We start from the raw sequence: 26940 nt of genomic DNA on the forward strand, positions 1-26940 counted from the left end.
TTCGAAGCTTCGCGGAAAATGTCTTTTAAACGGATATTCGTCAGAGTGAACTGAAGGTCTCGGTTGGCTCCAAAAGACGACCTAACTCGTCGGATCAGCTCAGATCGAGCGGCGGGCCGGGCGAATAGCTGTGCCATCACACCAGACCTGAGGGTGCAAAAACAAATTGATCGTGGCGCGCGCCAAATCCCCCGTAGGAGTGCGTCATGGTCGAGGAGGCGGCGCGCTGCCACCCGTGATCTGGATTGCTCCCAGGCAGCCAGCGGAAATCTCTGCATGTGCGTCTGGTGACGTTCCTCGCTGCGGAGTCACGCGGCGCGGCGGCAATAACGATTGTCTATCGAATCGATGGCGAGAGGTGATTTCCTTCGCAGGCGTTGCAAGGGCATTCTGCAAAGCATCGTCGGGCGCGCTTTCGAGCAACGCTGGACAACGACGTCGAGGGGACGGAGAGTCGGATGAAGCCATACACCGCTACGGCCATGCCGCTTCGGACAGCCGCTCCGGATGACCCCGCTCTGGCGCGGATGTTAGCGGCTTACGTAGCGTCGGCGACAATCTGGCTTGTATTGACCACGGCCGTGGGAGTCTTAGTCAGCTTCAAGTTCGCCTATCCGGATTTTGCGACAACGCCGGCGCTGTCGTTTGGACGGTTGCGGGCGATCCACACCAACGGAACATTTTATGCCTGGGCGAGCCAGGCGCTGATCGGACTTGCGCTGTTCGTGGCAGCGCGCAGTTCGGGCGCGCGGCTCTACAGCGAGCGACTCGCATGGATCAGTCTTGCGCTCCTTAATGTCGCCGCTGTGCTGGGCACCGTTACACTCGATTTCGGTTTCAACTACGGCCAGGAGTATCGCGAGTGGCTGTGGTGGATTCGCGTAATCCTCGGGCTTGGTTTGATCACTGCGGTCTGGAATATGATCGCCACTGTCGAGCAGCGGGATGCCGAGGATATCTACATTTCTAACTGGTATACTATCGGAGGCACGCTGTGGACGATTGTCATGGTCGTGGTGTCGCTTCTGCCATGGTACCAGTTCGGACTGGGTCAGGTCGCGGTACAGGCCTTCTTCATGCATAACGCCGTCGGACTGTGGTTCACGCCCCTATCGCTCGGTGTGTCCTACTATGCGCTGCCGAAGCTCCTGAACCGTCCGATCTATTCGTATTCTCTTGGCGTCTTTGCATTCTGGACCAATCTCATCTTCTATCCGATCGTCGGCGCCCATCATTTTGAATTCAGTCCATTACCGTGGTGGCTGCAGACTACGGCCATCGTCTTCAGCGTGGCCATGCTGGTCCCTGTGCTGAGCGGCACTGCGAACTTCCTTCTCACCTTCCGGGGGACTCACGAATGGATATATCGCTCGCCCGCGGTGTTCATCCTCGTCGCCGTCTACGGCTATCTACTGGGTTCGACGCAAGGCACATTTGAGGCGTTCCGCTCGCTGCAGCAGCTGTGGCATCTGACTAATTACACGGTAGGGCACTCGCACCTGACGATGTATGGCTTCGTTACCTTCGCGATCTGGGGCGGAGTCTACGCACTCTTGCCGCGCGCCACCGGCAAGTATCCCTACAACCTGGCTATGGGCGTCCATTTCTGGCTTTCCGCAGTCGGTGTTGTCATCTACGTTGCGGCGCTGTCGGCCGCAGGAACCATTCAGGGGCTCGATTGGTTTCGAGGACTCACCTTCATCCAGTCGGTCGAAGATGCCGCGCCATATTGGTTGTGGCGCTCCGTCGGTGGCTCGCTGATGTTCGCCGGCCATCTCGTCTTCGCTTTCAATGTCTGGACAATGACTTACGGCCGGTCCTACGCCGAGCTTGCCGCAGCCAAGACGGTGCCGGTATGAATAGGTTGTTGGCGATTTCCGGTGGTTCAACGCTGATCTACACCGGATTGGCGGTTCTTATGGGCGTGCTGCCGGGCATCTGGCTATCGAAGGTACCTCCGACGCCGGGCCTTAAGCCACTGACCCCCCTAGAGGCGCGAGGGCGGGATGTTTATGTCTCCGAAGGCTGCTTCTATTGCCATACCCAGCAAGTACGCCCCCTCTCTGGAGATAAGTCCTTTGGCCGTCCGTCCGCACCGGGCGATTATGCTTACCAGACGACGGAATTGCTAGGTTCGGAGCGCAACGGTCCGGACTTGAGCAATATCGGCAGTCGGCAATCGAGCAGCATATGGCAGTTCATCCATCTCTATCAGCCGCGCGCAGTGGTGCCGCAATCGATCATGCCAGCTTACCCTTGGCTATTCAGCGTTGTGGACAAATTACCTCCCGAAGAGAAAGCGGTGTCATTGCCGCCTGAGTTCGCGCCAGGCGGTACCGTGATTCCTAATGACGACGGCAAGGCGCTGGTGGCCTATCTGTTGTCGCTGAAGCAGCCCGCGCTCGCTCCAACGCGGCCCGGCACCGTGCCATTGAGTCGCTCGAGCGGGCCGCTAGGGTTTGATGCCGGCAAAGGTGCAGCATTGTTCGCCAACAACTGCGCATCCTGCCACGGCGCGGAAGGCAAGGGTGTGCCCGGAACGTTTCCGCCGCTCGCCGGAGATCCGGTGGTTAACGCCGCCAATCCGACGGCACACATTGGCGCTGTGCTGCATGGACTTAGCGGAAACGTGATCAATGGCCAAAAATATGAAGCTCCGATGCCCGCGTTCGCGGATCAATTGTCGGATCAGGAGATCGCCGATATCATCAACCACGAGCGCTCCTCATGGGGCAATCGTGGTGCCTTGATCAGCGCGGCTGATGTCGTCGCGGCGCGCGCCAACGAACCACTGCAGAAGCAGCCGACGAAACCGGTCTCGCCGATAGCGGCCCCGGCACCGACATTCGATCCCGCGGAAGGATCGAAGCTGTTCGCCGAGAACTGCGCCGCCTGTCACGGTGCAGAGGGCAAAGGTGTGCCCGGCACGTTTCCGCCGCTTGCGGGCGATCAGGTCGTTAACGCCACTGACCCTGCCGAACACATCACCACCATGCTGCGCGGCCTTGGTGGGAAGGCGATCAACGGCCAGAAGTACGAAGTAGAGATGCCGCCGTTCGCTGACAGACTATCTGATCAGCAGATCGCTGATATCATCAATCACGAGCGCACGTCATGGGGCAACCACGGGCCGCTGGTGACGCTCGCGGACATCACGAAGCTCCGCGCCAAGAAATAGGAGGCGATGATGACTGATACGATTACCGCTTGGATCCTCTCGGCGCTTGGCTATCTCTGCACTACGCCTACGATCGCTAATGCTGCTGGCGATCATAGTCTTACCGGACCACTACTTGGCAACGTGCTGGTGGCGGGCGGGGCTGGGCTCGTGACCCTTAGCTGCATCGTGGCGGCGCTGTGGATGCTCTTCGACCCCGGCGAACGGGATCCCAATCATCCAAAATATCGCGTCTTGGACACCGACCGTTAGAGGAATGCAACACGTGCCCGACCCGCGCATCCGCATCTATCTAGACGACACCCCAGATCCGGTCGCCGATCAGCGGCCGCCGACCGAGATAGCGCTCGACACCAAGAGCCTTGCCGACGGCGAGCACGGCCTGCGCATCGAAGCCCAAGATGCCACCGGCCAGGTCGGGGTCCGGCGCCTTCGATTCCAAGTCCGCAACGGCCCCGGGATCACGGTCACCGGGCTTGGTGATGGTGCCGTCGTCCACGGTACCGTGCGCCTCATGGTCAACGCGTTTGGAGCGGAAGAGCCGTTCGAGCCGCACCGAGCGGAATCGCCCTCGCCGACGCCGGTCTGGGTGTGGGTGCTGACGCTACTGATCGTTGCTTGGACCGCTTGGTATGTCGCAACTCTTTGGAACGTTCCGGAGGATTACGCGAAAACACCAACTTATTCCTCGTCGATGAATCCATTCAAATAGCGCGCCCCAAGATCAAACGAGTCAACGCTGTGGCTGCTGACCCATCCGGATCTCCGCAAGTGAAGACGAATATGCTCGTGCATGATCCATTGCGTGAGGCGAAGGGACGCGGTCTCATCGACAGGCGTTCGCTCTTGACGACGGAGGCGTCCACTTAAGTTAGCGTGATGCCGCACGTAAAGGTTCGACACCGTTCGATCACCTTGATCGTTCCGGTATAAACACAGGTGATGGCAGCTCGCTGCGGCGTTTGAGCTCGACCGCTTGAAGTTGAAGCGATGTACGGACGCATTCAGCGCGCTTGACATCCGAACGGTGCGCAAGCTCCATTCTCCAGGAGCCCGCACCCTTCTCGACTTAGTCCAGTGCCTTTATAAAGTTGCGAGCTATTGGCTGCTTCTCCGTTTTCGGGGCGACTGTGGATAGATGTGAATATGGCGTGAGAGAAGATATCCATGCAAAGACTACCACACCAGAGTCACGCTGTGCGGCTAAATGAGCAGGCGCTGATCATAGCTAGTTGCGCAACGCTATAGGTTCGCGAACTGCTGAAGAAGCAAGAGGTTTCATTGTGGAAATTCGACTCGGCACCAGGCGTAGTGATTTGGCCATCTGGCAAGCCAGTCACGTCGCCGACCTTATTCGTGGCGTCGAGCCGGCCGCTGAGGTACGCTTGGTCTTCGTGAGCTCGGTTGGCGATAGAGATCGAAGGTCGGCCTTTCATCAGCTTGGCGGCATCGGAGCGTTCACGAAGGAGAGCGAAGACACGCTTCTGCGCAACGAAGTTGACCTGGTCGTTCATTCCCTCAAGGATCTTCCAACCAAATTGCAGCCCGGCTTGGTATTGGCAGCCGTTCCCAAAAGAGAGGATCCTCGGGACGCGATTTGTGGCGTTACACTAAGTCAGCTACGGCCGGGGCTGCGCGTCGGCACTGGATCAATTCGCCGTAAAGCTCAACTTCTCGAGTTATGCAATGGTCTCGATATTCGACCTATCCGAGGGAACGTTTCTCCAAGGCTGTATAAGGTAAAGAACCGACAGGGAATAGACGCGACTCTATTGGCGGCGGCCGGGTTGTCCCGACTAGGATTGCTGCATGAGGCTTCACAGATTTTAGACGCTCGTGTTTTCCCGTATGCAGTCGGTCAAGGTGCTCTCGCGGCCGAAGCTCGCGAAGAGGATACGGCGCTTATAGCGCTGCTTCAAAAGATTGAAGACCGGCAATCGCGCTCCGAAGTGGATGCAGAGCGCGCATTGATGAGAAGTCTCGATGCGGGTTGCAGCCTCCCCGTCGGGGTCTCTGCCACATGGCTCGCCGGGACGTTAACACTTCGAGGACAAGTGACTCATCCGGATGGCCAAAGGAAGATCGCCGATGAAAGTGTGGGTCTGGCCGATCAAGCCGACGCAATAGGCAGAAGTCTCGGGCATAAACTTCTTCAGCAAGGCGCCGAAGAGATACTGAAGGCTGCGCTCCGTACCGTGGAAGAGCAAAGGACAATCTGAATTCGCTAGTTGACTTGACGACTTATGCTCTTGGGAAGCCAGCATAGCGCAGGCGCTCGGCTTTCTTGAGCAGTGTGGAACCGATTACTGTTGCGCGAAATTGCAACGGCCCGGCTGGCGTTCTCCATTAACGATCTGCACCTGTGCCGCAGGGCAGTTGCCGCAGCTTCGTCAAATCAGGGAACCGAGCTTGGCCGGTGGGGCCCTCTCGCCCCGCAAAGGCCTAACGACCGGCGCTTTCCAGGTTGCAGATGCTGCTGCGCATGGGTGATTGCGCCGCGGAGACCAAAGATCAATGTCGATAATCGTGAGTAGGTCAACCGGTAGCTGGGCCGGGTGGCGAACTACGCGCGTGAGTGTGTCTTTGCTATCCGGGCAGCATCAGCCGGCCGAGCGCCAAACGAGGCGATAGACGATGAAGTCCGGCCTCCCCGCGCGCCACGCCTATGGAGCCAGTTGCCTTCGAAACTTTCGGTGAAGAGCTGACCACCGCGCAGGACGACGTTGCAGCGGAAGCGGCGCGCGATCACCAGGAGCTCTACGATCCGCCACGAAGGCAAGCAGATCGTTCTCGCGGCGCTGATATCAGGTTTGGGCACGTTGGGAAACCGTTCCGCATCGCGGATACGGACATGCCCGGACCGCAATAACCTCCGCGGTGATCACTCGGCGACCGGACGCTGTCAATCGGAGTGATACAGGCTCTTGTCGCCGCGCCCTCGAGATGCACCGTGCACGCGCCGCACAGCGCCATAGCCATACCGCATCCGAACTTGGTGCCAGTCATTTGGAGCATGTCGCGAAGCACCCACAGCAGTGGGGTGTCGCCGTCAGCGTCCATCGTATGCGGCTTGCCGTTTACCGTGAGAACATATGCCATTCTGCACCAGTGATATTATCGCGTGTGACGGTAAGGCGCCGTAAGCGCCCCAACGTTGGCGTACATCGGCCGCTCCGGAATAACCTCAGATCGTGCTCCATGGGGTCGCGTTCTACTCGATGGCTGGCGCCATCGGCGCGGGTCCGACGTGCTCAGCTCGGGACCAGGCGCCCCGGCGATTTCAGATACTTCGTTGTGATTGCATCGGCCGCCCAATAGGCCAGAGCTCCGACAGTGCCCGTCGGATTGTGCGACGGGTTTTGCGGAAAAGCGCCGGCGCCCAAAACAAACACGTTGGGAACATCCCAGCTTTGCAGATAGCGGTTGACAGCGCTGGTTGTCGGATCGGCTCCCATAATGGTGCCGCCTGTCGTGTGCGTCGTCTGGTAAGGGACGATCGAATAAGGGCCCTTGCGATAGTTGATGCCCATTTTGTCCGGGTTCATGTGCTTGGCAATGTCGGCTGCACGATCGGTGCAGTACTTCGACATGTCCAGATCGTTTTTGCTGAAGTCGAACGTCATCCGCAGCAGGGGATTGCCGAAGCCGTCCTTATAGTTCGGGTCGAGGTCAAGATAGTTGCTGCGCTGGGCTGTGACGCTGCCGAAAGACGCGATCACGAAAGTTCGGTTATACCAGTGGGCAACCGATTGCTTCCAGCCTTTGCCCCAGCGAGGCTCGCCTGGTGGCAGGTTGCGGAAATCGATCGGCCGTTGCCCCTTGCTCTCGACACAGATGTAAGAACCACCCACGAAGCCGAGCGGCCCATGATCGAAGTTGTCGTAGTTGAAATCATCTATGATCATGGCGCACGCGCCGGCGCCCATGAACGGATTGAAGACTTTATCGTTGAAGTGCGCGGTGACGCTGCTGGACATCTGGTAGGCATAGTTGCGCCCAACACTACCCTTACCGGTCTTAGGATCGTAGATGCGACCGATTCCCGAGAGCATCATCAGCCGTGCGTTATGCAGACCAAATGCGCAGAGCAGTACCATATCGGCGGACTGTTCGAACTCCCGACCTTGCGAGTCGATATAGGTAACGCCGGTTGCCTTTTTGCGGCCGGAGTCAAGATTGACCTTAGTGACATGAGAAAGCGTGCGTAATTCAAATCTAGGGTCTTTCAGCAGAAGTGGCAGAAGCGTCGATTGCGGGCTTGCCTTCGCTGACATTTCGCAACCGAAGCGCTCGCAGAACCCACAGTACACGCAGGAGCCCATGTCCACACCCTCAGGGTTCGTGTAGGCCTGCGTAACGTCGGAGGATGGCTGAACATAGGGGTGAAACCCCATTCCCCGCGTAGCATCCTCGAACATCTTCATTTGAAAGCTGCGCTTCATCGCCGGGTTCGGATATTCGCGCGCACGGGACCCTTCGAAAGGATTCCCGCCCTCCTGGATCACGCCGTTGATGTTGCCGGCCTTCCCGGCGGTGCCGCAGAGATATTCGAAGCGGTCGTAGTAGGGCTCAAGTTCGTCGTACGTAACTGGCCAATCTTGTATCGTCATTTCTTTAGGAATGAACGTCTTGCCGTATCGTTCGCCATAGTGGCTGCGGATCATGAACTCGCTGGGCGCGAACCGATAGTGCTGGCCGTTCCAGTGGACGCCTGCGCCGCCCACACCATTTCCCGGCAAGAACGATCCCCAGCGCCTGATCGGCAGCGCCGTCTGGTCGACGTTGTTGCGAAAGGTGAGAGTCTCGCGGGAGGCGTCCTGCATTAGGTCATGACGAATGGCGAAACGCAATTCGTCATGTATCATCGGCGCGGCAAAGTTCGGGATAGTGTCGCGCATCCCGCCGCGCTCAAGCGCCAGCACGTTGAGTCCCGCTTTTGTGAGTTCCCTGGCCAGCACAGCCCCGGTCCAGCCAAAACCAACAATGACTGCGTCGACGGGTTTCAACTTCGTCGCCATCGGAATTCTCCTTCGACCTGAAAATCAGCTCAAGTCAGCGATGCTTTGGCTTGGTTCGGTGTAAGGCTTGTTGTAAGTCGTCTCGATCAGGTCGACGAAGTTCCCGGTCGCCCCGCTATAGCCGATCATCTTCCACGCAGCCTTATCGCGATTGCCGCCGTAAGCGGGATCGCTGAAAAAGCCTTCCATCACGTTCTGATAAAGCAGATCAAGGAAGAGGCCAGCAGGAAGCGGTCCCGAATCCGCTTTGCCTGTGCCGAGATCATTTAAGATCTCATCGCGCTGACTTTCCGTGATCGATGAAAAGTCCTTGCCGTAGGTCTTGGTGCAGTATGCGTTGATCGCCGGGATGGCGGCGCGATAAGCTTCCGCAGGAGAGAGGCGAACCTGCCATCCTTGTTGGGGCACCCCAGGATGCCATGGACCTTGCATAAACATTTTACCGCCTTGCCCGAAACCGCCTGCCAATTGCTGATCGATGAAATAGGCAATGCCCAAATCGACGCCGCTGGCCGTCAAGTCATCGGCCGGAATCATATGATTGACCGCCGCCTCGACCCAGGTGGCCTCATCGGGATTGAGGAACGTGTAAGCGCGCTTCTCGGGTGGTGCGGAAGTTGCCGTCTGTGCGGGTGAGGATGCATGAGCAGTCTGCTTCGCGCCCATCTGCATCGCATGCTCTGCCGATGCGGGTTGTGGGGCGACTGATCCGCCAGTTACGCCGAGGACGCCAATGACGCCCGCTCCAACAACGAATTCACGACGTTTGATGGTCATGGCTGACCTCGCCCTTCAAGTTGTGACGGCCCGCAAGTGTCAAGGTGCCGCCGGAGTATCAACTGCTCGCGCTGCTGCCATGCCTGCCATGACAGCGGTCTTGCCTGCTTTGAGTTTGGCCGCTGCCGCGGCGTAACCTCCGTCGGCCCCATCAACGAAGTGGACGTGATCTGACCGGATGTTTGAAGGCACGTAACAGGTGAGATGCGCGCTCGTCTGACGATGTGTGCCCGCTACACAAACGCCAGAGAGCTGGGCCGAAACCAGTCGAGCCTCGATAGCATCTGCGATTTCCGGCGAACAGTCCACCGTCATTTTCAGGCCATCGTCGAACTTTCGGAAATCCGTATTGTTCGAAATCTCTCGTCGATATTTGAGGGGTTTGAACTGGCCCATGCGAATACCTGCCGAAAGAACGAATCGCGTCTTGATGGCTCGTAGTGCATCTGCGATGGCCGTCAGAAGGTGCGCGTGTGAGGAGTGCTTATCAAGCAATCTCTGGATTTTGCCTCCGAGCCAGGCGGGCAACGGACCGCCCTCCGGCAACGGATGGCCCGATCGACGCGACGAAAATTCGATCAAGGCCAAAACATCCGCCACCAAAGCCGCATACGACCTTTGCTCTTCGACCGGAATGGCGATGATAGAGAGGATGGTGCCCTGCTCAGTAGGGATTGGCCCGAATCCGCAGTAGAGCCCTGATAAATCGGGCTTGGCATTCAACGGTGCGCGGCGTACTTTGAATTCTCCCTTCTTGAGTTGTCCTTCCGCCCACGCCATGCCGCCGCCGGTGAACATGGCGTACGAGACGTTCTCGGACGCGGCATATCGCGCGACACGAACATCGTGACCGGCTGCGCGGATTGCAGAAACCGGAACGATCGCGACTCGAAGTGCAAGATCGAGAGTATCGTCTGCCCATGCCGCAGTTCGCGCCAATGCATACTTCACTTCGTCAAGATACTTGCCGGGGATCGCTACGGTCGCTCCGTCGCCGCCGAAAACATAGGGAAAGCAGAGTTCAGGTAACGCGTTGGTTATGGCGACCAGCACCGCAGCGCCCACCGTGTTGACGGCTTTGTATCGGCCGGTCTTGATCGCCGTCGTCGATTGGACGACATCGGCAATTCCGATGAACCAATCGCGCGGTAAGGGGAGATAGCGGTCGAAATGCGTTATTTGTGAGAAGTTATCGAACGGCTCCAGATCGGCGTAGAAATGCTCTGTACTCGCCCTTCCCGTATTCGTGCTTGAGAAGGCGCGTTCATGAGCTGATTTGCCCGTCAAGCTGTCTTGGAGCGCCATTTGCTCGCTCCTTTGTCGTTATCCCAAACCGTCGCAACAGGACCGGGATGCGCGCGTGAGCTTACCAATAAGCCTGTTTCACCGTTAGCTACCACGTCGTCACCGTCAGTGATGAGCTTCCGTTGATTCTTTGTTGCGATATCCTCTTTGGACCACTCGGCCAACTGAACATCCCGCATTCGGTGAATAACCAGCACCGAGCTCGATGAAATGCGCAAGGATAAGGCTGAAGACATACGCTCGCGCTAACTCTTTTCAGCTTGCTCCAAGAACGACGTGCGAATGATCGAGGAACGCTATGATGTCTCAAATACATGTTGGCTAGCGGCAGCTCGAGGGAGCCGCACACGGCCAAGCTTTGGCCTCACCGGGATGGAAGTAATCATAGGTTGGATAGCCCCGGTACGAATTATCAGTAGGATAACCTCGCCGCACCCGATAGCGCACGTCCGTCGTCGCGGCTAGTACCGCCGCCTTGATCGACGTGCAATTGATCGGAGCAGCAGACGATTCGGCCGTTGCAGCCACCGCGATAGGAACAGCAATCGCGAGGCCGCGGACTTGAATAGTCACGGTAGCTCCTGTTCGCTTTGAAGATGACTATCCACCACCCGACGAGAATGACCTTGCAACGCCGGAGAGGGAAATCACCTCTCGCCATAGAGTCGATAGACGATCGTTATTGCCGCCGCGCCGCGTGATGCCCGAGCGAGGAATGCCACCAGCTGCATCTGTAGAGACTTGCCGCCCTTGGCGCAATCGAGGTCGCGCGTGCCAACGCGCGCCGCCGTCCGAAGCAGATGAAGAGGATGCGGCAGGGCCATTGAAGGATAGGCTTATTGCCGAACTGACGGAGCACCGTACGAATGTAATAACGTCGATTGGTGGACCGATCGCGCGGAAGTCGGCACTCGCTTAAACCGGGCAAGTGGCGAGCAACCCCGTCGCAAAGCCAGATCAAGTGGGCATGTCGCTTATCGCGACAAGTGGAGAATCGTTCAAACAGGCTGTCGTTATGTCGTGGTCGAGCGCGCAGCTTGCCCGATCACATCAACCACGACTTCCGGGTAAGTGACGGCGCGCGCACGGCAGACATTCTTAATATTCGACAGTCCACTGTAAGTCGTCGGATTCAACTGCTAGAGCGACGCATTGGGGTTCAACTGTTCGAGCGGAGCCGATCTGGTGCGCGCACGACACTTGCCGGGGAATCCTGTGGGAGGCCGCAGTCGGAGCGGAACATCTCAGAGAGGCCGTCAACGGACTTACGCTCGCCCGACGAGGTCATTTCGAAGAGCTGCGGATTGGGCTGATGGCTTCGTTGGCGAGTGGCTTCCTGGCCGATTTGCTTGGAGCGTACCATCGCAGATTTCCGGGGATTGAGATAAAGCTGGATGAGGCGACCTCTCAGGTGAATGCCAGCGCCGTGCTCAACGGCCGACTGGATGCCGCCTTTATACCTGGCGATCCAAAACTACCTGGATGTCGAGCGGAAAGACTGTGGGATGAGAAAATTTGTGTTGCGGTCCCTGACGCTCACGCAATGGCCGCTCTCGGAGCGGTCACTTGGGATGATGTAAGGCACGAGACCTTTCTCGTGACTGCGGATGCAGCAGGACCGGAGATAGAGGATCACCTGGTAAGGCAGTTATCCGGCCCTGGATTTCACCCGAGGATCTCGGTTCTTCATACAATCCTTGCAGCGTCTGACGAGGTAACCCAGATGCTGCTCATAAAATGTATTGTCCATCGTCCGGATATGGCCGTTCTTGCATCTTTCCGCTGTTCGGCGATTGTCAGCCGACCGCTGTATCGCGAGCCTCCACGTTACGGTTACTCGGACTTGCGCCGCGGCTTGTTCATTGGCCTTGGCAAGCCGCCTCGCCTCGTCAGCCCACTCGGGGTGCAGCTCGCAATGCTTCTTGAAACGCTGAGGGGTGACCAATGCAGGGCCGCATCGCTTGTCGCCAGACGTGATCCTTCGAAGCGTCTCCCCTGCGTTGAGCCGCTGCATGAACTCGCCGGCAAGCTCGGGTGTCATTCCGGGAAGGGACGTTTATCCACTTCCGTCTGGCCGCGCTACGCTCCTCATGCGAACGATAGCACCTACATGCGATGGACGTTCCAGCTCGACCCTACTGGTTCCGAGACCTGTCGGCTTCAAGATGTGATGGTCCACCAGATGTGATGCGCGAACGGCAATCTCGATTCAACCGTTTCACAGAAGCACGACGGCGAGCAAATACACGCCGACCAGCAACGTGAGACTGCTAACAGTAATCGTGAGATAGATCTGTTGCATTGCGACCTCCCGGAACCGGCGCCATTCAGTGTTTGTGATTCAGGAGAGCCTCTTCTTACCGGTCGTTGCTATCCGAGCTATACATAATTGGGACCCTTCAGTGATCGGAAGCGAGCCGAGAAAAGGCCGACGGGCGCTACGCCGCCGACCTCTTCTTGCAACTGCCGGCTCGCGGGTCCGGTTCCGTTGCGACTCTCGGCACGGAGCCGTTGGACTCACTGCTATCTCAGAACGATTTCTTAGGCCATGGCACGCTTGTATCGCGTTATCGTGCTGAGGGAGGATCGCATTCCACAATCGGAATGGTCTGATCATACGTTGGTCTAATTCTAGCCTGCGATGAGCAGTATCGGCATTGAAAAGCTCAGTGTCTTCGGTTTCATGGCTGTTGGATAAATTGGAGGTTGCTCCAGCTTATCCTAAGCGCGTGCACCCTAAATGCCGTGCTCGGCGACAGGAGTTCGTGCGCTTTCCTGCATTTTTCAGGATCGCCGCCCGCACAATGTGCGTGTCGGCTGTCATAGCGGCGAGTTGCGCTATTCCCCGCGAGATCGCAGATGCGCTTCACTGATGAGATGTCGCTGTCCCGAGTAGCGAGCCTCTAACACATCAGCCTCGGCCACTCGAGGGCCTCCCCGCCGTCTTGGGGCCGATGTTTTGTGCGGCTATGTCTTGTTTTCCACTTCGGCACGCCGCACGCGCTCGATGATCAATTATTGTCCAAGGCGTCCGAGAAGTCACATAGTTCGGTAGCAACTTGACAAGCTCGCGATGCCGGTCTCAACCGCTGCGTTTCCCACCCGATCCGGCGCCGTTCCCGCCGGGCCTGACGGAGGCGGCAGGTAAGGTGTGCACTTTGTTGACCCGACCCCGACGAGGCTGACGAGTCGCGGGCCTCCAGCCGTCTGATATATGCGCCCTCAATTCGGCTTGCCGAGCACGGAGGTGAAGGGCACTACGAAGAGCTCATCGCCGCTGTCGTCGCTGACATGCAGGACCCAGTCACGCCAATCCTCGAGACTTCGCTCGCGGGTTAAGGATTGGACGACACGGGTTGCGTGATCGCGTGCCTCAGCAAGATCGTCCACCACAGCGCCGCGGCGATCGACGAAAACCGTCTTCGTGTTCGAACAGTGAAAATAAACCTGGGTCATGGTCAACCTCCTTCAAATGTGACGGTTCGCTGCGATACCGCAGCGCGTTGGTGTCCTCGACGGCGGGATACGACTGACGGAATCGATGATGTCTCGCGGATTTGGCCGTCAGCGACTGCGACTCTCATTTTCATGGCTAGAATCATCCAAAAATATCCGCGATTCCGCATAAGCACCCGCGGATTTCGACACTTGCATGCCGGTGCTCTGCAGCGCCTCTTCGATAAGCTCTTGGCGCGGAGCTCCCCAGAGCAGGGCAATCCCAACGACGGCGGAAAGAATTGACGCAGCGAACACGGCAATCTTGGCGGCTGAGAAGTCAGTGGCGCTTGGAAACGCTTGCCCGGCGATGAACAGCGACATCGTGAAGCCGATCCCAGCCAGGGATCCCGCCCCGGCCAACTGCCGCCACGTGTACTCCGCCGGCTTCACGGCTATGTCAGCGCGCACGGCCGCAGCGGCCGCGAGGAAGATGCCGACCGGCTTTCCTATGGTGAGGCCCGCAATGATCGCGGCCATGAGCCAGTTATGCCCAACGAAGACGCCGGGGTTGATTGCCACACCCGCATTCGCCAGTGCGAAGATCGGGAGCACTGCGTAGCTCGACCGCGCGCCGGCGTGTCGCAGCAGCCGGTCGGCGGGCGATTCAAGTCGGTCGTAGATCGCTTCGAGCGCGTGCAGCGCCGGGGTGGAGGGGCCGTGCCTGAGAACCTCGCCCTCATGCTGGGCCTCGGAGGCAATGATCGTGCTGGCCTGCGTGATCAGGGCAGCCAGGTTGGCAGGCGGGCGCGTCGGAACGAATAGCGCCAGTACCACGCCAGCCACCGTCGCGTGGAGGCCGCCCGCGTAGACGAACGCCCACAACGCGACGCCTAAGAGAGCATAAGGCGAGAGAAGGTAGACTTTCGACCGGCTCAGCAGCGCCAGCGCGACGACCACGGCCGCGGCCGCGGCCAAGTAGCCCAGTTGGATATCGCCGGAGTAGAACACGGCGACGACGACGATCGCACCGATGTCGTCGACGATGGCCGCCGCGGTAAGGAAGATCCGCAGCCCAACAGGAACGCGGGCGCCCATCACGGCGGTCAAGGCAATCGCGAACGCAGTGTCGGTCGCCATCGGAATGCCCCACCCGTGCGACCACGGCCCCGCAGGGATGACCAGCGCATAGAGAAGCGCCGGCACGACCATCCCGCCGAGCGCGGCGGCGATCGGAAGCGCCGCGGAGCGGCGGCTTGCGAGGTGGCCAACTGTCATCTCACGCTTCACTTCCAATCCCACGACGAGGAAGAACACCGTCAGCAGGCCGTCGTTGACCCAACGGAGGATGGGCATTTGAAAGGCCGCCTCACCCAAGCTCACGCCCAACTCCTGGCGCCAGAGCGCCTCGAAAGCCGGCCGGATCGGCGAGTTCGTCATGACGATGGCCGTCAAGGTCGCGAGGACTAGCAAAATACCCGCGGACGGGCCCCAGCTCGCGAACTCCAGGGCTGCCGTACGGACGCGGTGGCCAAGCGTGCCAAGCATCGCGTCGACGAGAGAGCTCTCGTCCCAGGGTCCGTCATAGCGTCGGCGGTTGATGTAGAAAGTCGGCGTGATTCTCACCCCGCTTGCGCGTGCGCTTGCGACGTCCGCCTCCACCCTCGCCCTCGCGCGCCGTAAGGCGTCGCTGTTGCCAAGCGCGAAATCGGCGCTCACACCGAGGTCCGCGGCCACCGCGACGAGGTCGTCCTCTGTGAGCTGCATCGACCTCGTCATCAGCTTGATGTGCGCGGACCAGAACGCCTCGGGCGTCTGAGCATGCTCAGCGAGCTCGGCGGCCCGAAAGGAAATGCTGTTGTCCGCGAGCGGCTTGTGGCGGAAGGCATAGCAGACGCGGTTGCCAAGTTGGTCGCGTGCTTGCGCGATGCGCTCGTTGGCAGCCCTGCAGTGCGGACAGGCGTAGCTGCCGTACTCGACGAGCGAGATCTCAGCATCCACGGCGCCGAGCACGTGGTCCGTCTCTTGGTCGACCGGACGGTCGAGACGGCCCGGGGGGATCATGAGCTGCATCACTGAACGGTCGGGTGTTCGCGCCGGCTACGACGTCGGCGCAGCTGTCGCCGGTTTGATGACGTGGAATACACCGCCGTCAGGTGACGGCGCGTAGGCTATTTTCGTGCCGACGATGCTGCTGGGGAGCCCAGCCGCGTGTACGCGCGGGAGGAAGAGGCGCACCAAGGTGCCTAAACCCTGCTTGCTCTCTATACTGATCGCGCCGCCGCGGCCTTCGGCGAAGCGCTGGACCTGGGGGAGCCCGAGACCGGTGCCGCTGTCCATGGGTTTTGTGGAGAAATACGGGGTGAATGCCTGCGAAAGGACCTCCTCAGGCATGCCCTTCCCGTCGTCGGCGACGATGATCTCAACGAATGCCGCGGCCGCACCGGAGGAAGGTTCGACGTTCCGCGCCGCGACGGTGATCACGCCGCGGTCCGGCATGGCATCGGCCGAGTTTCGACAGAGATTGAGTAGCGCAAAGTACAGTTCTTCCGGATCAGCGTTGAAGTTCCATAAATCAGAGGCAATCTCGGTGCGGACTGTGATATCCGGACGCAACGCCCGGTCAAGCGTGCCCGCTATTGCTGTGAGGCGACTGCCTGAGACGAACTCATCGGTCGACTTGGGGCGCGGTCGCGCAGCGTCGAGGAGCTGCCGGGAAAGCAACGCGCCTCTCGTGATCGCCTCCTGCATTTTGTCGGCGGTGGCCTTTCGGTGCGCGGCTTCGCTCTGGCACTCCAGCAGCTGCAGTCCGCTCCCGATAACGGCGAGAAGGTTATTGATGTCGTGGAGGAACTGCTTCAGGTCCGCTGCCCTCACCCCTGCCCGCTCGCCAGCCGCGACCGCCCCTCCGGTGTCGGGCCGCGGACTGGTGCGGCACAAAATTCCCGAGACCTTGCCGTCGGACCCGACGAGCGGGATCTCAACGTACCTGGACGCGATGAGGCCGCTACCATCATCGCGTGCGCCCCGCACGCTTGCGTTGCTCGCACGCTGCACTCCAAGCGCAAGCCCGGCGCGGTCCCTGAGCACGACGACATCCTCCAGCGGCGGGCTTTCGACCGCGCCGGGGAATGAAACGCCGGTTGTCTCTTTGATCTGCATGTCGGACCTTTTGGCTTGCGACTGTTCAACGGAAGGTCGATTTCGGCTCTTACCCGAGGGCCGGCGACCATGGGTCGAAGATTGAGTCCATGTCGGTCAAAAGGAAAATCACCTCTTGCCATGGAGTCGATAGCCGACCGTTATCGGATCGAGAGAGACGCTTGGCGGCACCGCGGGCGCGCAGCGTTGCCCTCTGCACCGCCTCGCCCGACCAGAAACTCTCGGCCACCGAAAAGGTGTTCCACGTGCCTATCTGGATAAGCCTAAAGCGGTTATCGAGACGATCATAGCTTTACCGGTCCATTCCATGGCAATGACATTGGTGCCGCGAGCGCGGTCGTGAGGCCGAAGCGCCGCCGTACACCCGCCGCAATTAGAATTGGGAGTATAGCCATGAGCAAGTATCGCAGGACAGCCTGCCCTTGAACTCGAGCCCTACTGGATCGAAGCTCGGGGAAGGGAACGTTCGCCTCTCACGAGGAACTCGCCGCGCGCCACAGGCTTCTCTCTTCTTTCAGTGTTGGTGCGGTGGCTACCACTCGCACCGATCTCCAATTCTCCAGAGGTTGGCTCACGATCCCCGCAAATGAGGACCTCGGAAACGCCGCAGTCCAGACTGCATCGAGGGGCCTACGTCAATGCGCGCGACAAGTTGCCCTTCGACCAGTAGCGCTACGGCCCCGGACCCGTCGCCCACGAGGGCCATTCGTCGCGGGAGTTCTTACCACCACTATGGCCCACTACCGCACCGGTGGCACACCGCGGTTCGTTGCCATCGGACGCAGATCACGCCTTCGCAGAGCGTTAAGGCTGGCGGAGCGTTTTCCTCTAGCGTAGGCCTCCAATTCTCTCTGAAGGAGCCGAGCCTGCCGACAGCCGGAACAAATCTTGCTGAACTCAATCCCGAGCAGCGCCGTGGAGCAAAGCCAACACGCTAGCTCGTCGTGTCGCGCACCTTATTGTCAACGGCGCGGATCCGGGCCGAAGACTTCCAATGACCTTCTCGCGACAAGCGGCTACAGAGATGGCCGACCAAGTCCACCTCATCTATGACCGAAAGACTCGGCCGACCCGATGAACTTGGTCCGGCTGAGCAGCGATTTTCCACCACTGAGTGCCAATGGCACTTGCCTCGCCATGTACTCACGTTCCGTGAACGCGGAAACGTCACGGAGGGGGCCCTGGACCGGTTCTCTCCTTGCTCCGCCAGTAGGACCAGTGAGCTGAAGCAACCGCTCGCAGCCTACGCGGAGGCAAAGCAGGCGCAGAACGCGAACTTAGGACTGGCAGAAGGGACTATCGACGTAAATTTCAGTGCTCTTCGCTCTTGAGCTCACCGACATGATTCTGGGTGTAAAGCTCGATCCCGATCCGGTTGATCAAATCAAGCTGCGTCTCGAGGAAATCGATGTGGTGTTCCTCGTCCGTCATCAGGTTCTCGAACAAGTCGCGGGTGACATAATCCTTCACGGAATGACAATGCGTCGCCGCCTCTTGGTACAGCGCACGCGCGCTCATCTCGGCGGCGAGATCGCACTCGATGATTTCGTTGACGTTCTGGCCGATCCGCAAGGGATCGAGTATCTGCATGTTGGGAAAGCCCTCTAGGAATATCACACGGTCGGTGATGCGATCGGCGTGCTGCATCTCCTCGATTGATTCCTTGCGCCAGACCTTGGCCATCTCCGAGAGGCCCCAATTGGCCAGCAGCCGGTAGTGCAGCCAGTACTGGTTGATGGCAGTGAGCTCGTGACGCAATCCCTTGTTCAGATACTCGATGACTTTGGGGTCGCCCTGCATGGTGAACTCCAACAGTTGAGGCGGGTCTTGGAGCCTAGGAGTTTAGAATGCTTCTGGCAAAAAACAAGCAAGCAGGCATTCCAGGCGCGAACCGAGCGGCAAATCCACCGAAGTCAGGGCGCTGCGGGCGCGACTTTGGGCTCATCCCCCGCGTCATCCATGATCTGGCTATGCGGGCAGCCGGCCTGACAGGCTAGCGCACATTCCCTGTATGCCTCTTTGATGATCGTCTTGATGGTGCGGGCGCAGCGGCCGCATTCAGCGCTACAACCAAGGCAGTCATAGATCTGCTTGGCATTGCGCGGCGCGTCATCGGCCGTGTTGACGGCGTGGCGAACATCGTGGTCGCTGAGGACATTGCAGGAGCAGACGATCATGAAGCGCAAGAGACCTCCGGTGATGCGGCGTCGTCGATACGGGACGGCGTCGGAGCGCGTTGAAGGTCCCAAACAACGCGGAGATGAGTGAATGGCGCACTCCAGGGAAAGTGAGCCCTTGATCCTTAGATCTCAGCAGAACTCTGTTTGATGACTCGCGGCGGCGGCCAGCTGCGGAGCCGACAGAGCACACGGCAGCGCGCCGTTGCGTATCGGCGAAAGGTTAATGTTCTCGGTCAGCGTAGACGACACAGCTGGAATCTGTTGGCCCTGGGTAGCAGCCACCACGGCGTTTCGCGTGTTGTTGAAGACCTCCTCGATCCCTTTCGAAGACCCGATGCGCTCAAGAAGAGCGGTCATCAGCTGGCTATGCAGTTCGTCCACGTCTTCGACGACTTGGCCAGGCGCCGCTGAGCTCAGGATGAGCGCGTTTTCACTCGTTTGAATAGGCGCAAGTCCGTGTGAGTAATTCCTGAAGCGTCGCTCGTAGGGATTGCGCCGCGAGGCCTCAATCACTACGAGCCGTACGCGTGCTCCGGAAGACTTGAGTTGCGAAAGGAGGCGGTCAATACTTACGCCTTGTCGGCGGACATCTTCTTCAGTCCAGATCTTCGCATCGACCGGAATCAGATAATTCTGTCCGTCAGATTGGACACCGTAACCTCCGAAATACACTAACACAATTGAGTTAAAATGTACTTTTGCCGTTAGACGATCAATTGCGCGGGTAACGTCGGGACGCGTCGCATTGTCAACGGCGTCGACCAGAAAACCGTCGTTGCGAAGAGCATTTGTCAAACCTTCCGCATCGCGTGTCATTTGAGAAAGAGGAGAGTCGGCATCGGGATAGGTTGAATTGCCAATCACTAGAGCTAGCCGATTAGTACCGACGGGGGCAGATTCACCCGACCCAATGCGCGCGCTCATAGACCGAGGCGTCTCCAACCGCATTGTCCTGTCGAGGCCGGTTGAGAACAAGCCGAGCAGGACTGCGATGCCGGCTAGTATTCTGGGAACTGTCATTTCATTACGGTCTCCAGTTCACCGAGGAAATGCTCCTTTGCGTAAGACTTGGCGTTAACAGCATTCGCGCACTCGCATCCCGTCGCGTGCCCCGTCGCGTCCTTCAATTGCGGCGCGCGGTCCAGTAGCCCGAGCATCGTGCCATTCCTGAGTGGCCGCTCCAGGTCCCCCGACCGGACGTTGCGAACAATTTGCCCGCACCGGCGGCAACTTGGTCTTGGACCGCTACCGAAGCGCGAACCGCGCCGGACCTTGCAACGTAACCTCGAAATTTTACGAGATTGGGATGCGTGACAATTCCGTTGGTCACATCGACAGTAAAGCTGTAACTGGAATCGCAGGTTCCCCTTTGCGTCACGAAGACGAGGTCCCAAGAGCCGTCGTAGGCCGAGCGCCCATATGCTGCCGGTGCAAATGCAATGAAACAGCTTGTGGCCGTGATCATAAGCGAACGTTTTGTCATGATAGTTCTCCTATCTAGGTAGCAAGAGTTTGTCTCGATCGATCCAGTTGTGGCGGGCATTCGCCCGGAACCGGTACGGTCTCGGATCAAAGCATTGGGACGCTGGCGTGGAGAGCGCTTCTCAGATACCACGCCATGCGTACCCAGCCATTTAGGGCCAGGCTCACGCATATAATGACGTTCGGTCCGAAAGGGGTCACAGGCGGTCTCGAGGAGCTTGCTGCATCTGCTTTTGATACTCACCACGCATTGGCAAAGCGGCGCTATGTATGACTGAACCGCCGAGCATGCTGACTTCGATGCGACTTCTTGCCGTTTGCCGCACCTACGACGCGGGCCGCCTTTGAATCGCCAACGGCACTTGCGATCATCGCGTATCAGCGTGTCTTGGCGAAGTGAAGCACTAGCAGTGCCTTCCAGATGCCCTTCTGGAATGCGGAGCCGACGAGTTCGAGGCTCGATGTGGAAGGACCTCCGTGTGCCCGCCGAGAAATGGCTGAGCTGGTCCTCCGCGCGCTCAAGGATCGGGTGGTCAACAGCCTCCAAGAGTTCGCCAAGGCGCACGCGCTTTAGATCGAAGTTTTCCAAGACCACCGCTAAGGTTTTGTGGCTCATGAGTTTGAGGGGTCCCCCGGTGTTTCAATAGCTTTATAGAAAAACGTCACGTCGACCTCCGTTAGACTGACCGCGCCGTGTCAGCGTTGCGGCTTTCGGACGGGCCGTCGCTGTTTCGTACGCACGCGGTAGTCCCTCAAGCTTTGGGTATCTTGGGAAGACGACTTCGAAGGCGTGAAGTGCACTTCAGGCTTTGGCGGGCGCACAATGTTTCCATGAAACTCGGTCATCCCGTTTCGCTGTCGAGCTTGTCGAAGCATGCGAATGGCGGCTTGCTGGAAACGTCGATGTAGAGACCAGACTTCCTGTTGTCCCAGTATTCGTTGGAGAAGGGAACGCTTGGTCCCATCAGTCTGCGTCTCGCGATACTGCTCGGAGTCAACTTCGAGACCGCTTCGGCGGTGTTCCTGTAGGTCGGCATCCGCCGTACTCCGTGGTGTGCTACATTGAAGATATGTATCGGGTCGTCGACCGTCCAATCACCTCCAGCTATCGAAACGATGCCATGAGTTTGCGCGAGCGGTCGCCGGCGGCGACGGCGTCTGCTTCAATCCCGGCTGAGGTCGGGTTAGGCTCTTTGCGTCCTGCGAAGTACCGGCCGAGAAGGTTGTCGCGTTTGTTCTCGGGCATGTTCCCCGGTCTCACCGCAGGTTTAGGAAAGGCTGCGAGGTTTCGTGCGACGTATGCGCACTGCCCGCGCAGCGAGCGCGGGGGTCAATTCGCCCCCTGATGCTCTGAAGGATCATTTCCGAGCCCGGTGCCAGAGCCATCAAAGCGGTGACCGAGGCGAGCGCCGCCGCGGTCCATATCACGTGCCGGCATGCCTGAACAACAGTAACGGATGCAAAGGGCTGACGCGCAGTACAGGATCGGCAATGGTGGGGCCAACGACGGTGCCGCCGTCATGTTGATGGACTAGCCCAACCGCCGGCGTCTCGAGATCTAAAGCGCTCGCGGAATTGAGAGAGTTGAAACACGACGCCGATCTGGCGCGGCGCGTCGCGTCACTTGGCAACAGCGAAGGTTGATCAGGGGGTCATGCTGCGGCTTAAAGTGCCCGCAGCACATCACGCCCGCTTCCGCGAGCTCGAGCAAGCGCTCGATCCGGTCAGGTACTGCATCTTAGACTGGAAGGCGAGATGGGGGCGTTCAGAGCCGCCGGTTCCACCCCGGTCAGCGCGGCGAGCAGCTGAGCACGAAGTCTGGGACTGCGACTCAGTGCCCGATCGGCGCTCGGCCGATGACCTGCCGTTATGGACTGCATGATCAACAAGCATGAGCGCCGCGGTGCGACGCGTCCTAGTCTTCGAGGCGGTCCGGTCGCTACCGGTAGCTGAAACGTCGGCGTTGGTTGCTTCGTCACCAACCGAATAATCGTTGGCGGTCTAATGGAGGATCAAATGCCACGCATTTCCATTCCGAAACGCGAGGACGCTCCGGCGGGCTCCAAGCCGATCCTCGACAACGTCGACAAGGTGCTGGGCTTCGTGCCCAACCTGCACCGCCTCATGTCGATCAGCCCGAACGTGCTCTCCGGCTGGGCTACCCTGATGGCATCACTTGCTAAGACGCTGGACATCAAGACGAGAGACGGGATCGCGCTGGCGGTGTCTGAGGCGGACGGGTGCGACTACTGCCTGGCCGCGCACAGCTTTATGGCGGGCAATCTAGCCAAAATCCCAGCGGATGAAATCGAGTTGAACAGGGAGGGCCGCTCAACCGATCCCAAGCGCCAGGCTGCGGTCGCCTTCGCGAAAGCGCTCATCGAGACGCGCGGCAAAGTTTCCGACGCCCAGTTTACGGCCGTCAGGGATGCGGGGTGGACAGACGCCAACATCGTCGAGATGATCGCGCTGACTGCTCAGTTCTTGTTGACGAACTTCATCAACAATGCGGTGCAGACCCCGATCGATTTTCCCGAGGTCAGTCCCGCGAAGGCGACCTAATGCGAGTTGCCCTCCTTTACGGAGGAGAGGACTGGAGAAACCAATGTCTCGACACTCCTGTCGGCTTGGTGTTAAACGTGTGTACGAGCTGCCCGAGGGCTCGGACGGCACGAGGGTGCTCGTCGACCGCATCTGGCCGCGCGGACTCACGAAGGAGCATGCCAGCGTGGACGTATGGCTGAAGGACATCGCTCCGAGCGGCGGCCTCAGGACCTGGTTTGGTCATGACCGGAACCGGTGGCGCGAGTTTCACAAGCGATACTTCGAGGAGCTCCGCGCCAATCGCGCCGCAGTCGAGCACCTGACAAATCTTGCATTGACGGGCAAAGTCACGCTGCTCTTCGGCGCGCACGATACCAAGCGCAACAACGCCGTAGTGCTCGCGGACTATCTCGTGGCCCGCTAATCGGGGGTGATGTACGGAATCGGAAGCTCGCTCAAGTTGTCGTCATAGCTTGCCGCCGGCCCGATGCCGACGTTATCGTTAGCGCGGATCTCGGCGCAAGGCCCAGCGTCCGCTCGGCGAGACACACGTTCGCAGCCTGCATCAGTTGTGCGCGGCCTCGTCGCCAGGCGTTCCTTCGAGCTTGATGGAGCGCTCGAAGCAGTCGCAGCCGCCATCCCTGACATGGTGGTACGACACGGCTACTGCGACGTCGGATAGCGGCATTTTCCGCCTTCGCGCCTGCAGCCGTGTGGTCATCGCCGTGCATGCGGCGAGCGAAGCACTTAGCAACTCGTCGGGGCCGCCCCCCGGTGCCGCCCCTGCTGTCGGGGCCGCGATTGAGAACACCGATGCGCCGGCACGGCCGTTAAGCGTGCCAGCGTCGTCAAGGTCTCCGGCCACCTCAGCCTGTGGCGGAGAGGTCCATCATCGTTCGAATTCGTCATCGTGCTTTCCTTTCAGAGTTTGACTTGGGTCTTGGCTGGCGAGCCGAGCAGGTCAGTGCACGATCGGTTTACACGGACCTTTCCGCGCGCCTCCGGCTCACGCTCGCTAACGACGAGAGCACGTAAGCCCTGATCACCACTGGACGACAGAAGGACGCTTCGAGGGATCGCCCAAGCCAGCGCAACGAGGCCGCTATGATGTTCGAGCGGAACACGATGAGGAGCCAGACGAGCGACGCGTTAGCAGAACCCGGATTTCAGCGATGCCTCGGCCTACGCCGTCCTCATTTCGGCGGGTCTCCTTGATCGTGTTCGTCGCTGTCACCTCGCGAGAGCGACGCTGGCTGCTCCGCGGCTCGCGACTTCGCCGACGCACGGTCTAATTCGCAGCTGGGCGGCCTTCACGACGGAGCGGTTTCAGGCGTAGAGGGTCTTACCGCCCTGGGCCTCTGCATAGTACTGAGGTGCCTCGCGACGGTCGTATTTGCCATAATCGCGTACGATCCGCACTGTCCGAACCCGTGCCGTCTCATTCGGCGCGTAAGCGTCCTCGTAGGCCCGCGCTGCACCGGCGTCCTTCCAGGATATGAGCAGAATCAGGTCGCCGGGCGTAAGTACGGCCTCGAAGATGTCCCAGGACGTGGTGTCGGGAGCCCACGGGTTCAGGCCGAGCCACTCGGCGCAATCGTACGGGTTGTCGGTTTGCTTCCACTCCCCGGGGCGAGTCGCGTTGATAAGCGTCACCGTCGTTCCCTCCCCGACTTCGGTCTCATCGAGCCTTTGCTCAGTGACTGCGTACCCCGTCGGCACCTGATTGTCGGCAGTGATCTGGCCGACGCGCAGGTGATAGTCCGCGAGGATTTCCTCGCGCCCCTTCTGCTGAACCTCATGATGACGCCGGTGGGAGCGCCAGCGGACAAGCGACTTCTCGTCCCGCCAGTTTGAAAGCGAAAGGATCCAGCCCTCGCGAATCAGGCTCTTGTATCGGATATTGTCGACGAAGCCATCGACCTGCTCCAGCTCGGGGTGCAGCCTCTTGGCGTTGTCGAAATAGTCATCCCGGCTCTCTTTGTTGGGGAGCATCTCAAAAATCACTGAAAACATACTCGTATCTCGCTCCTAGAGTGCTGCGACGCAGTCGATTCTCGACGTAGAATTGCCCGGTCGATCGAGGGTCTAAGCACGGCAGTGTAGCCGTTGGCCCCATCAGCCGCACGGAAACATGCTGTCCCTGGGTGTAGCCGGACGTTTCGGATACGGTTGCGAAAGAAGCTCTTCATAGCGGCGTCCTCCGGGATCTCGACCATCGCGCAGCTCTGCCATCGCCCGGGTTGCGAGAACCGCTTCAGTCATTCGCGTATGGCTGCTCTCTGCGGGCGAGAGCCGCGTAAGCCCGCTAAGCGGCCGTGCGCCGGATGAGCAAGGTACCGTTATGCACTTCCGCGCGGCGAATGAAAAATGACATCACGCCATGAAGTCGATAGTCGCTGGTTATGACCGCCCTCCGCCTTCCGCATCGGACTCGCGTGCACCCGACGCCGGCTCCTCCAGCAGCACGGTCAGCATCCTGACTGCCTCCGTTAGCTTGAGGGTTTCACGCTCGTGCAGTTGGTCGATCTTCTCATGCAACAACTCTATCTCGAGCTCCGCCTTCACGTTGATCCGTAGTCGTTCTCCGCCGCCTCGCGATCGATGTCCTGCTGCCGGTTGTGGCTCATCATGATGACTGGCGCGGCGTCGGCCGCCTGGAACGAAAGCGCGAGATTGAGAAGAGTGAGCGGGTAAGGATCCGAGCGCCTGATCGTCCCACCAGGTTGCCCATGTCCAGACGCACAGGATCACGCTCTGGACGATGATGAAGGTCCACGATCCCATGACCGCGGCGACCGCGTCCGCTATCCGTGTGGAGTCAGGAGCGCAACCGTCGGTGGCTCATCGATATCCTGAAGCCGACGTGAGCGGCGCGTTCGTCTGAGGTCGACGAGCAGGGTTTGCTCGGCCGGCTCCATGCCTCCGAGACGTCCCGCCTTGAATTCCACGCAGCTAGCACCCCTTCCGCTCGACCGCGAGGTCGACGCGGCCAGGCAACTGCCACGTTCTGATCGCGTTTGGTGAGCCGTGGAGGTTCGTGGCGGTCTCCGCGAGGGCGCGTCCCGGTACCTGGCGCCGGCAGCTGACGTCCTCCCCGAGCACGACGATCAGCTCGGATGCAGAGGCAACAGGCCGCACTCCCAACCGGCACTGGAGAAGTTTGCTGGCGTGCCCCCCCGTCGAGCGAACACTCTGAGTGACGAGAGCCGATCGTTTATCTCTCGAGACGCTCGCGGCGAGCTACACGGAATCAGAAGCGAGCGCGAAGGCCGTCAGGATCACGATGGAGCGCGGCGGTGAACGCCACTTCACCGCAGACGGGAGCGATCCTAAGTCGCCGTGCCCGGCTGAATCGAAAAACGTCAACTGCGGTCTCGAGTGCAGCTTTCCATGCGTTTCAACTCTCCTCGGCGGGTCGATGCTCTCCGCTCCCTGGGGAGATGCCCGAGAACAAATTCGCCTGGCTGGTATTTCGCAGGACGCAAAGAGCCTCACCCGACCTCGGCCGGTAAAGGTTGAAGCTGACGACGTCGCCGCCGGCGACCGCTCGCGCGAACGGGCTGGATTCGCTTTCCGTGAAGACTTCCGCCCGGTGACGCCGTACCGCAGTCCCTGGTACACGCCTTCGCCGTAGCCCGATTCAAAGTCCTGTTGCAGCAGTGTCAGACCCGCCTCCTGGGAGAAGTTGAATAGGCCCTTGCAAATTGAAACACCTCCAATGTCGATCCTCATGGCATCGTTTCGATAGCCGGAGGTGATTGGACGGACGACGACCCGGTACATATCTTCAACAATGTAGCACACCACGGAGTACGGCGAATGCCGACCTACAGGAACAACCCCGAAGCGGTCTCGAAGT

24 protein-coding genes and 1 pseudogene are annotated in these 26940 nt (G+C 59.5%); 10 read left to right on the forward strand and 15 right to left on the reverse strand.

Going from position 1 to position 26940, the window contains the following annotated elements; translation table 11 throughout:
* The first annotated feature begins 458 nt into the window (after window positions 1-458).
* The 5 genes from ABIB91_RS23020 (at window position 459) to hemC (ending at window position 5397) form a co-directional block, all read left to right on the forward strand.
* Entirely contained in the window at window positions 459-1859 is a 1401-nt protein-coding gene (locus ABIB91_RS23020; RefSeq protein ID WP_354167040.1) for a cbb3-type cytochrome c oxidase subunit I, read from the forward strand.
* A gap of 8 nt (window positions 1860-1867) precedes the next feature.
* Window positions 1868-3178: a c-type cytochrome gene (locus ABIB91_RS23025; RefSeq protein WP_354167043.1), complete on the forward strand. Its 1311-nt coding sequence runs from the start codon at window positions 1868-1870 to the stop codon at window positions 3176-3178.
* Window positions 3179-3187: 9 nt separating this feature from the next.
* Window positions 3188-3430 (forward strand): hypothetical protein, encoded by a 243-nt coding sequence (locus ABIB91_RS23030; RefSeq protein WP_354167046.1) that lies wholly within the window; start codon window positions 3188-3190, stop codon window positions 3428-3430.
* A gap of 4 nt (window positions 3431-3434) precedes the next feature.
* Window positions 3435-3890, forward strand: a complete 456-nt coding sequence (locus ABIB91_RS23035; protein WP_354167049.1) for a cytochrome C — start codon at window positions 3435-3437, stop codon at window positions 3888-3890.
* Window positions 3891-4461: 571 nt separating this feature from the next.
* The gene (gene hemC, locus ABIB91_RS23040) at window positions 4462-5397 is read left to right on the forward strand and encodes a hydroxymethylbilane synthase (RefSeq protein WP_354167052.1); all 936 of its coding nucleotides are present in this window, start codon (window positions 4462-4464) and stop codon (window positions 5395-5397) included.
* 676 nt (window positions 5398-6073) lie between these two features.
* On the opposite strand, the pseudogene ABIB91_RS23045 reads toward hemC, so the two are convergent.
* The 4 genes and pseudogenes from ABIB91_RS23045 to ABIB91_RS23060 form a co-directional block, all read right to left on the reverse strand.
* Window positions 6074-6277: pseudogene (locus tag ABIB91_RS23045) on the reverse strand ((2Fe-2S)-binding protein); the annotation flags it as partial.
* Window positions 6278-6429: 152 nt separating this feature from the next.
* Window positions 6430-8196, reverse strand: coding sequence for a GMC family oxidoreductase (locus ABIB91_RS23050; protein WP_354167055.1), 1767 nt, complete (start codon window positions 8194-8196; stop codon window positions 6430-6432).
* Between the two features lie 24 nt (window positions 8197-8220).
* On the reverse strand, window positions 8221-8973 hold the full coding sequence (locus tag ABIB91_RS23055) for a gluconate 2-dehydrogenase subunit 3 family protein (protein ID WP_354167058.1): 753 nt from the start codon (window positions 8971-8973) through the stop codon (window positions 8221-8223).
* 39 nt (window positions 8974-9012) lie between these two features.
* Window positions 9013-10278: a DUF3095 domain-containing protein gene (locus ABIB91_RS23060; RefSeq protein ID WP_354167061.1), complete on the reverse strand. Its 1266-nt coding sequence runs from the start codon at window positions 10276-10278 to the stop codon at window positions 9013-9015.
* A 986-nt stretch (window positions 10279-11264) separates the two neighbouring features.
* On the opposite strand from ABIB91_RS23060, the gene ABIB91_RS23065 reads away from it, so the two are divergent.
* Together ABIB91_RS23065 and ABIB91_RS23070 are read left to right on the forward strand one after the other, a co-directional pair.
* Window positions 11265-11591: a helix-turn-helix domain-containing protein gene (locus tag ABIB91_RS23065; protein ID WP_354167064.1), complete on the forward strand. Its 327-nt coding sequence runs from the start codon at window positions 11265-11267 to the stop codon at window positions 11589-11591.
* Window positions 11591-12466 (forward strand): LysR family substrate-binding domain-containing protein, encoded by an 876-nt coding sequence (locus ABIB91_RS23070; RefSeq protein ID WP_354167067.1) that lies wholly within the window; start codon window positions 11591-11593, stop codon window positions 12464-12466. The genes ABIB91_RS23065 and ABIB91_RS23070 overlap by 1 nt, the downstream gene beginning before the upstream one ends.
* Before the next feature lie 1034 nt (window positions 12467-13500).
* On the opposite strand, the gene ABIB91_RS23075 is transcribed toward ABIB91_RS23070, so the two are convergent.
* From ABIB91_RS23075 to ABIB91_RS23105, 7 genes are all read right to left on the reverse strand, one after another.
* Complete coding sequence (locus tag ABIB91_RS23075) at window positions 13501-13734, reverse strand: DUF6894 family protein (RefSeq protein WP_009859344.1); 234 nt, start codon at window positions 13732-13734, stop codon at window positions 13501-13503.
* 108 nt (window positions 13735-13842) lie between these two features.
* Window positions 13843-15786 carry a Na+/H+ antiporter NhaA gene (gene nhaA / locus ABIB91_RS23080; RefSeq protein ID WP_354167070.1) on the reverse strand — a complete coding sequence of 648 codons (1944 nt, stop codon included), beginning with the start codon at window positions 15784-15786 and terminating at the stop codon, window positions 13843-13845.
* 27 nt (window positions 15787-15813) lie between these two features.
* Window positions 15814-16875: a two-component system sensor histidine kinase NtrB gene (locus ABIB91_RS23085; RefSeq protein WP_354167073.1), complete on the reverse strand. Its 1062-nt coding sequence runs from the start codon at window positions 16873-16875 to the stop codon at window positions 15814-15816.
* Between the two features lie 1311 nt (window positions 16876-18186).
* Window positions 18187-18675, reverse strand: coding sequence for a bacterioferritin (gene bfr, locus ABIB91_RS23090; protein ID WP_009859347.1), 489 nt, complete (start codon window positions 18673-18675; stop codon window positions 18187-18189).
* A gap of 113 nt (window positions 18676-18788) precedes the next feature.
* Window positions 18789-19052, reverse strand: coding sequence for a (2Fe-2S)-binding protein (locus tag ABIB91_RS23095; RefSeq protein ID WP_354167350.1), 264 nt, complete (start codon window positions 19050-19052; stop codon window positions 18789-18791).
* 132 nt (window positions 19053-19184) lie between these two features.
* A complete protein-coding gene (locus ABIB91_RS23100) occupies window positions 19185-19979 on the reverse strand; it encodes a caspase family protein (protein ID WP_354167078.1) in 795 nt (264 codons plus the stop codon).
* Between the two features lie 1400 nt (window positions 19980-21379).
* Window positions 21380-21574: a peptide-methionine (R)-S-oxide reductase gene (locus ABIB91_RS23105; protein WP_354167081.1), complete on the reverse strand. Its 195-nt coding sequence runs from the start codon at window positions 21572-21574 to the stop codon at window positions 21380-21382.
* Window positions 21575-22553: 979 nt separating this feature from the next.
* On the opposite strand from ABIB91_RS23105, the gene ABIB91_RS23110 reads away from it, so the two are divergent.
* Both ABIB91_RS23110 and ABIB91_RS23115 read left to right on the forward strand, forming a co-directional pair.
* On the forward strand, window positions 22554-23099 hold the full coding sequence (locus ABIB91_RS23110) for a carboxymuconolactone decarboxylase family protein (RefSeq protein ID WP_009859354.1): 546 nt from the start codon (window positions 22554-22556) through the stop codon (window positions 23097-23099).
* Window positions 23100-23142: 43 nt separating this feature from the next.
* A complete protein-coding gene (locus ABIB91_RS23115; RefSeq protein WP_354167084.1) occupies window positions 23143-23505 on the forward strand; it encodes a DUF488 domain-containing protein in 363 nt (120 codons plus the stop codon).
* Between the two features lie 141 nt (window positions 23506-23646).
* On the opposite strand, the gene ABIB91_RS23120 is transcribed toward ABIB91_RS23115, so the two are convergent.
* The 4 genes from ABIB91_RS23120 to ABIB91_RS23135 all read right to left on the reverse strand — a co-directional run bounded on the left by ABIB91_RS23120 (window position 23647) and on the right by ABIB91_RS23135 (window position 25792).
* Window positions 23647-23769, reverse strand: coding sequence for a hypothetical protein (locus ABIB91_RS23120; protein ID WP_256375782.1), 123 nt, complete (start codon window positions 23767-23769; stop codon window positions 23647-23649).
* A gap of 638 nt (window positions 23770-24407) precedes the next feature.
* Complete coding sequence (locus tag ABIB91_RS23125; protein ID WP_009859356.1) at window positions 24408-25094, reverse strand: antibiotic biosynthesis monooxygenase family protein; 687 nt, start codon at window positions 25092-25094, stop codon at window positions 24408-24410.
* A gap of 387 nt (window positions 25095-25481) precedes the next feature.
* On the reverse strand, window positions 25482-25646 hold the full coding sequence (locus ABIB91_RS23130; protein WP_354253289.1) for a hypothetical protein: 165 nt from the start codon (window positions 25644-25646) through the stop codon (window positions 25482-25484).
* On the reverse strand, window positions 25643-25792 hold the full coding sequence (locus tag ABIB91_RS23135; RefSeq protein WP_245285847.1) for a DUF1003 domain-containing protein: 150 nt from the start codon (window positions 25790-25792) through the stop codon (window positions 25643-25645). The genes ABIB91_RS23130 and ABIB91_RS23135 overlap by 4 nt, the downstream gene beginning before the upstream one ends.
* Window positions 25793-26277: 485 nt before the next feature.
* Between ABIB91_RS23135 and ABIB91_RS23140 the strand changes: the two genes are divergently transcribed.
* A complete protein-coding gene (locus tag ABIB91_RS23140) occupies window positions 26278-26715 on the forward strand; it encodes a hypothetical protein (RefSeq protein ID WP_354167088.1) in 438 nt (145 codons plus the stop codon).
* The last annotated feature ends 225 nt before the right edge of the window (window positions 26716-26940 follow it).

It is taken from the genome of Bradyrhizobium sp. JR4.3 (assembly GCF_040547695.1).
Classification (GTDB): domain Bacteria; phylum Pseudomonadota; class Alphaproteobacteria; order Rhizobiales; family Xanthobacteraceae; genus Bradyrhizobium; species Bradyrhizobium canariense.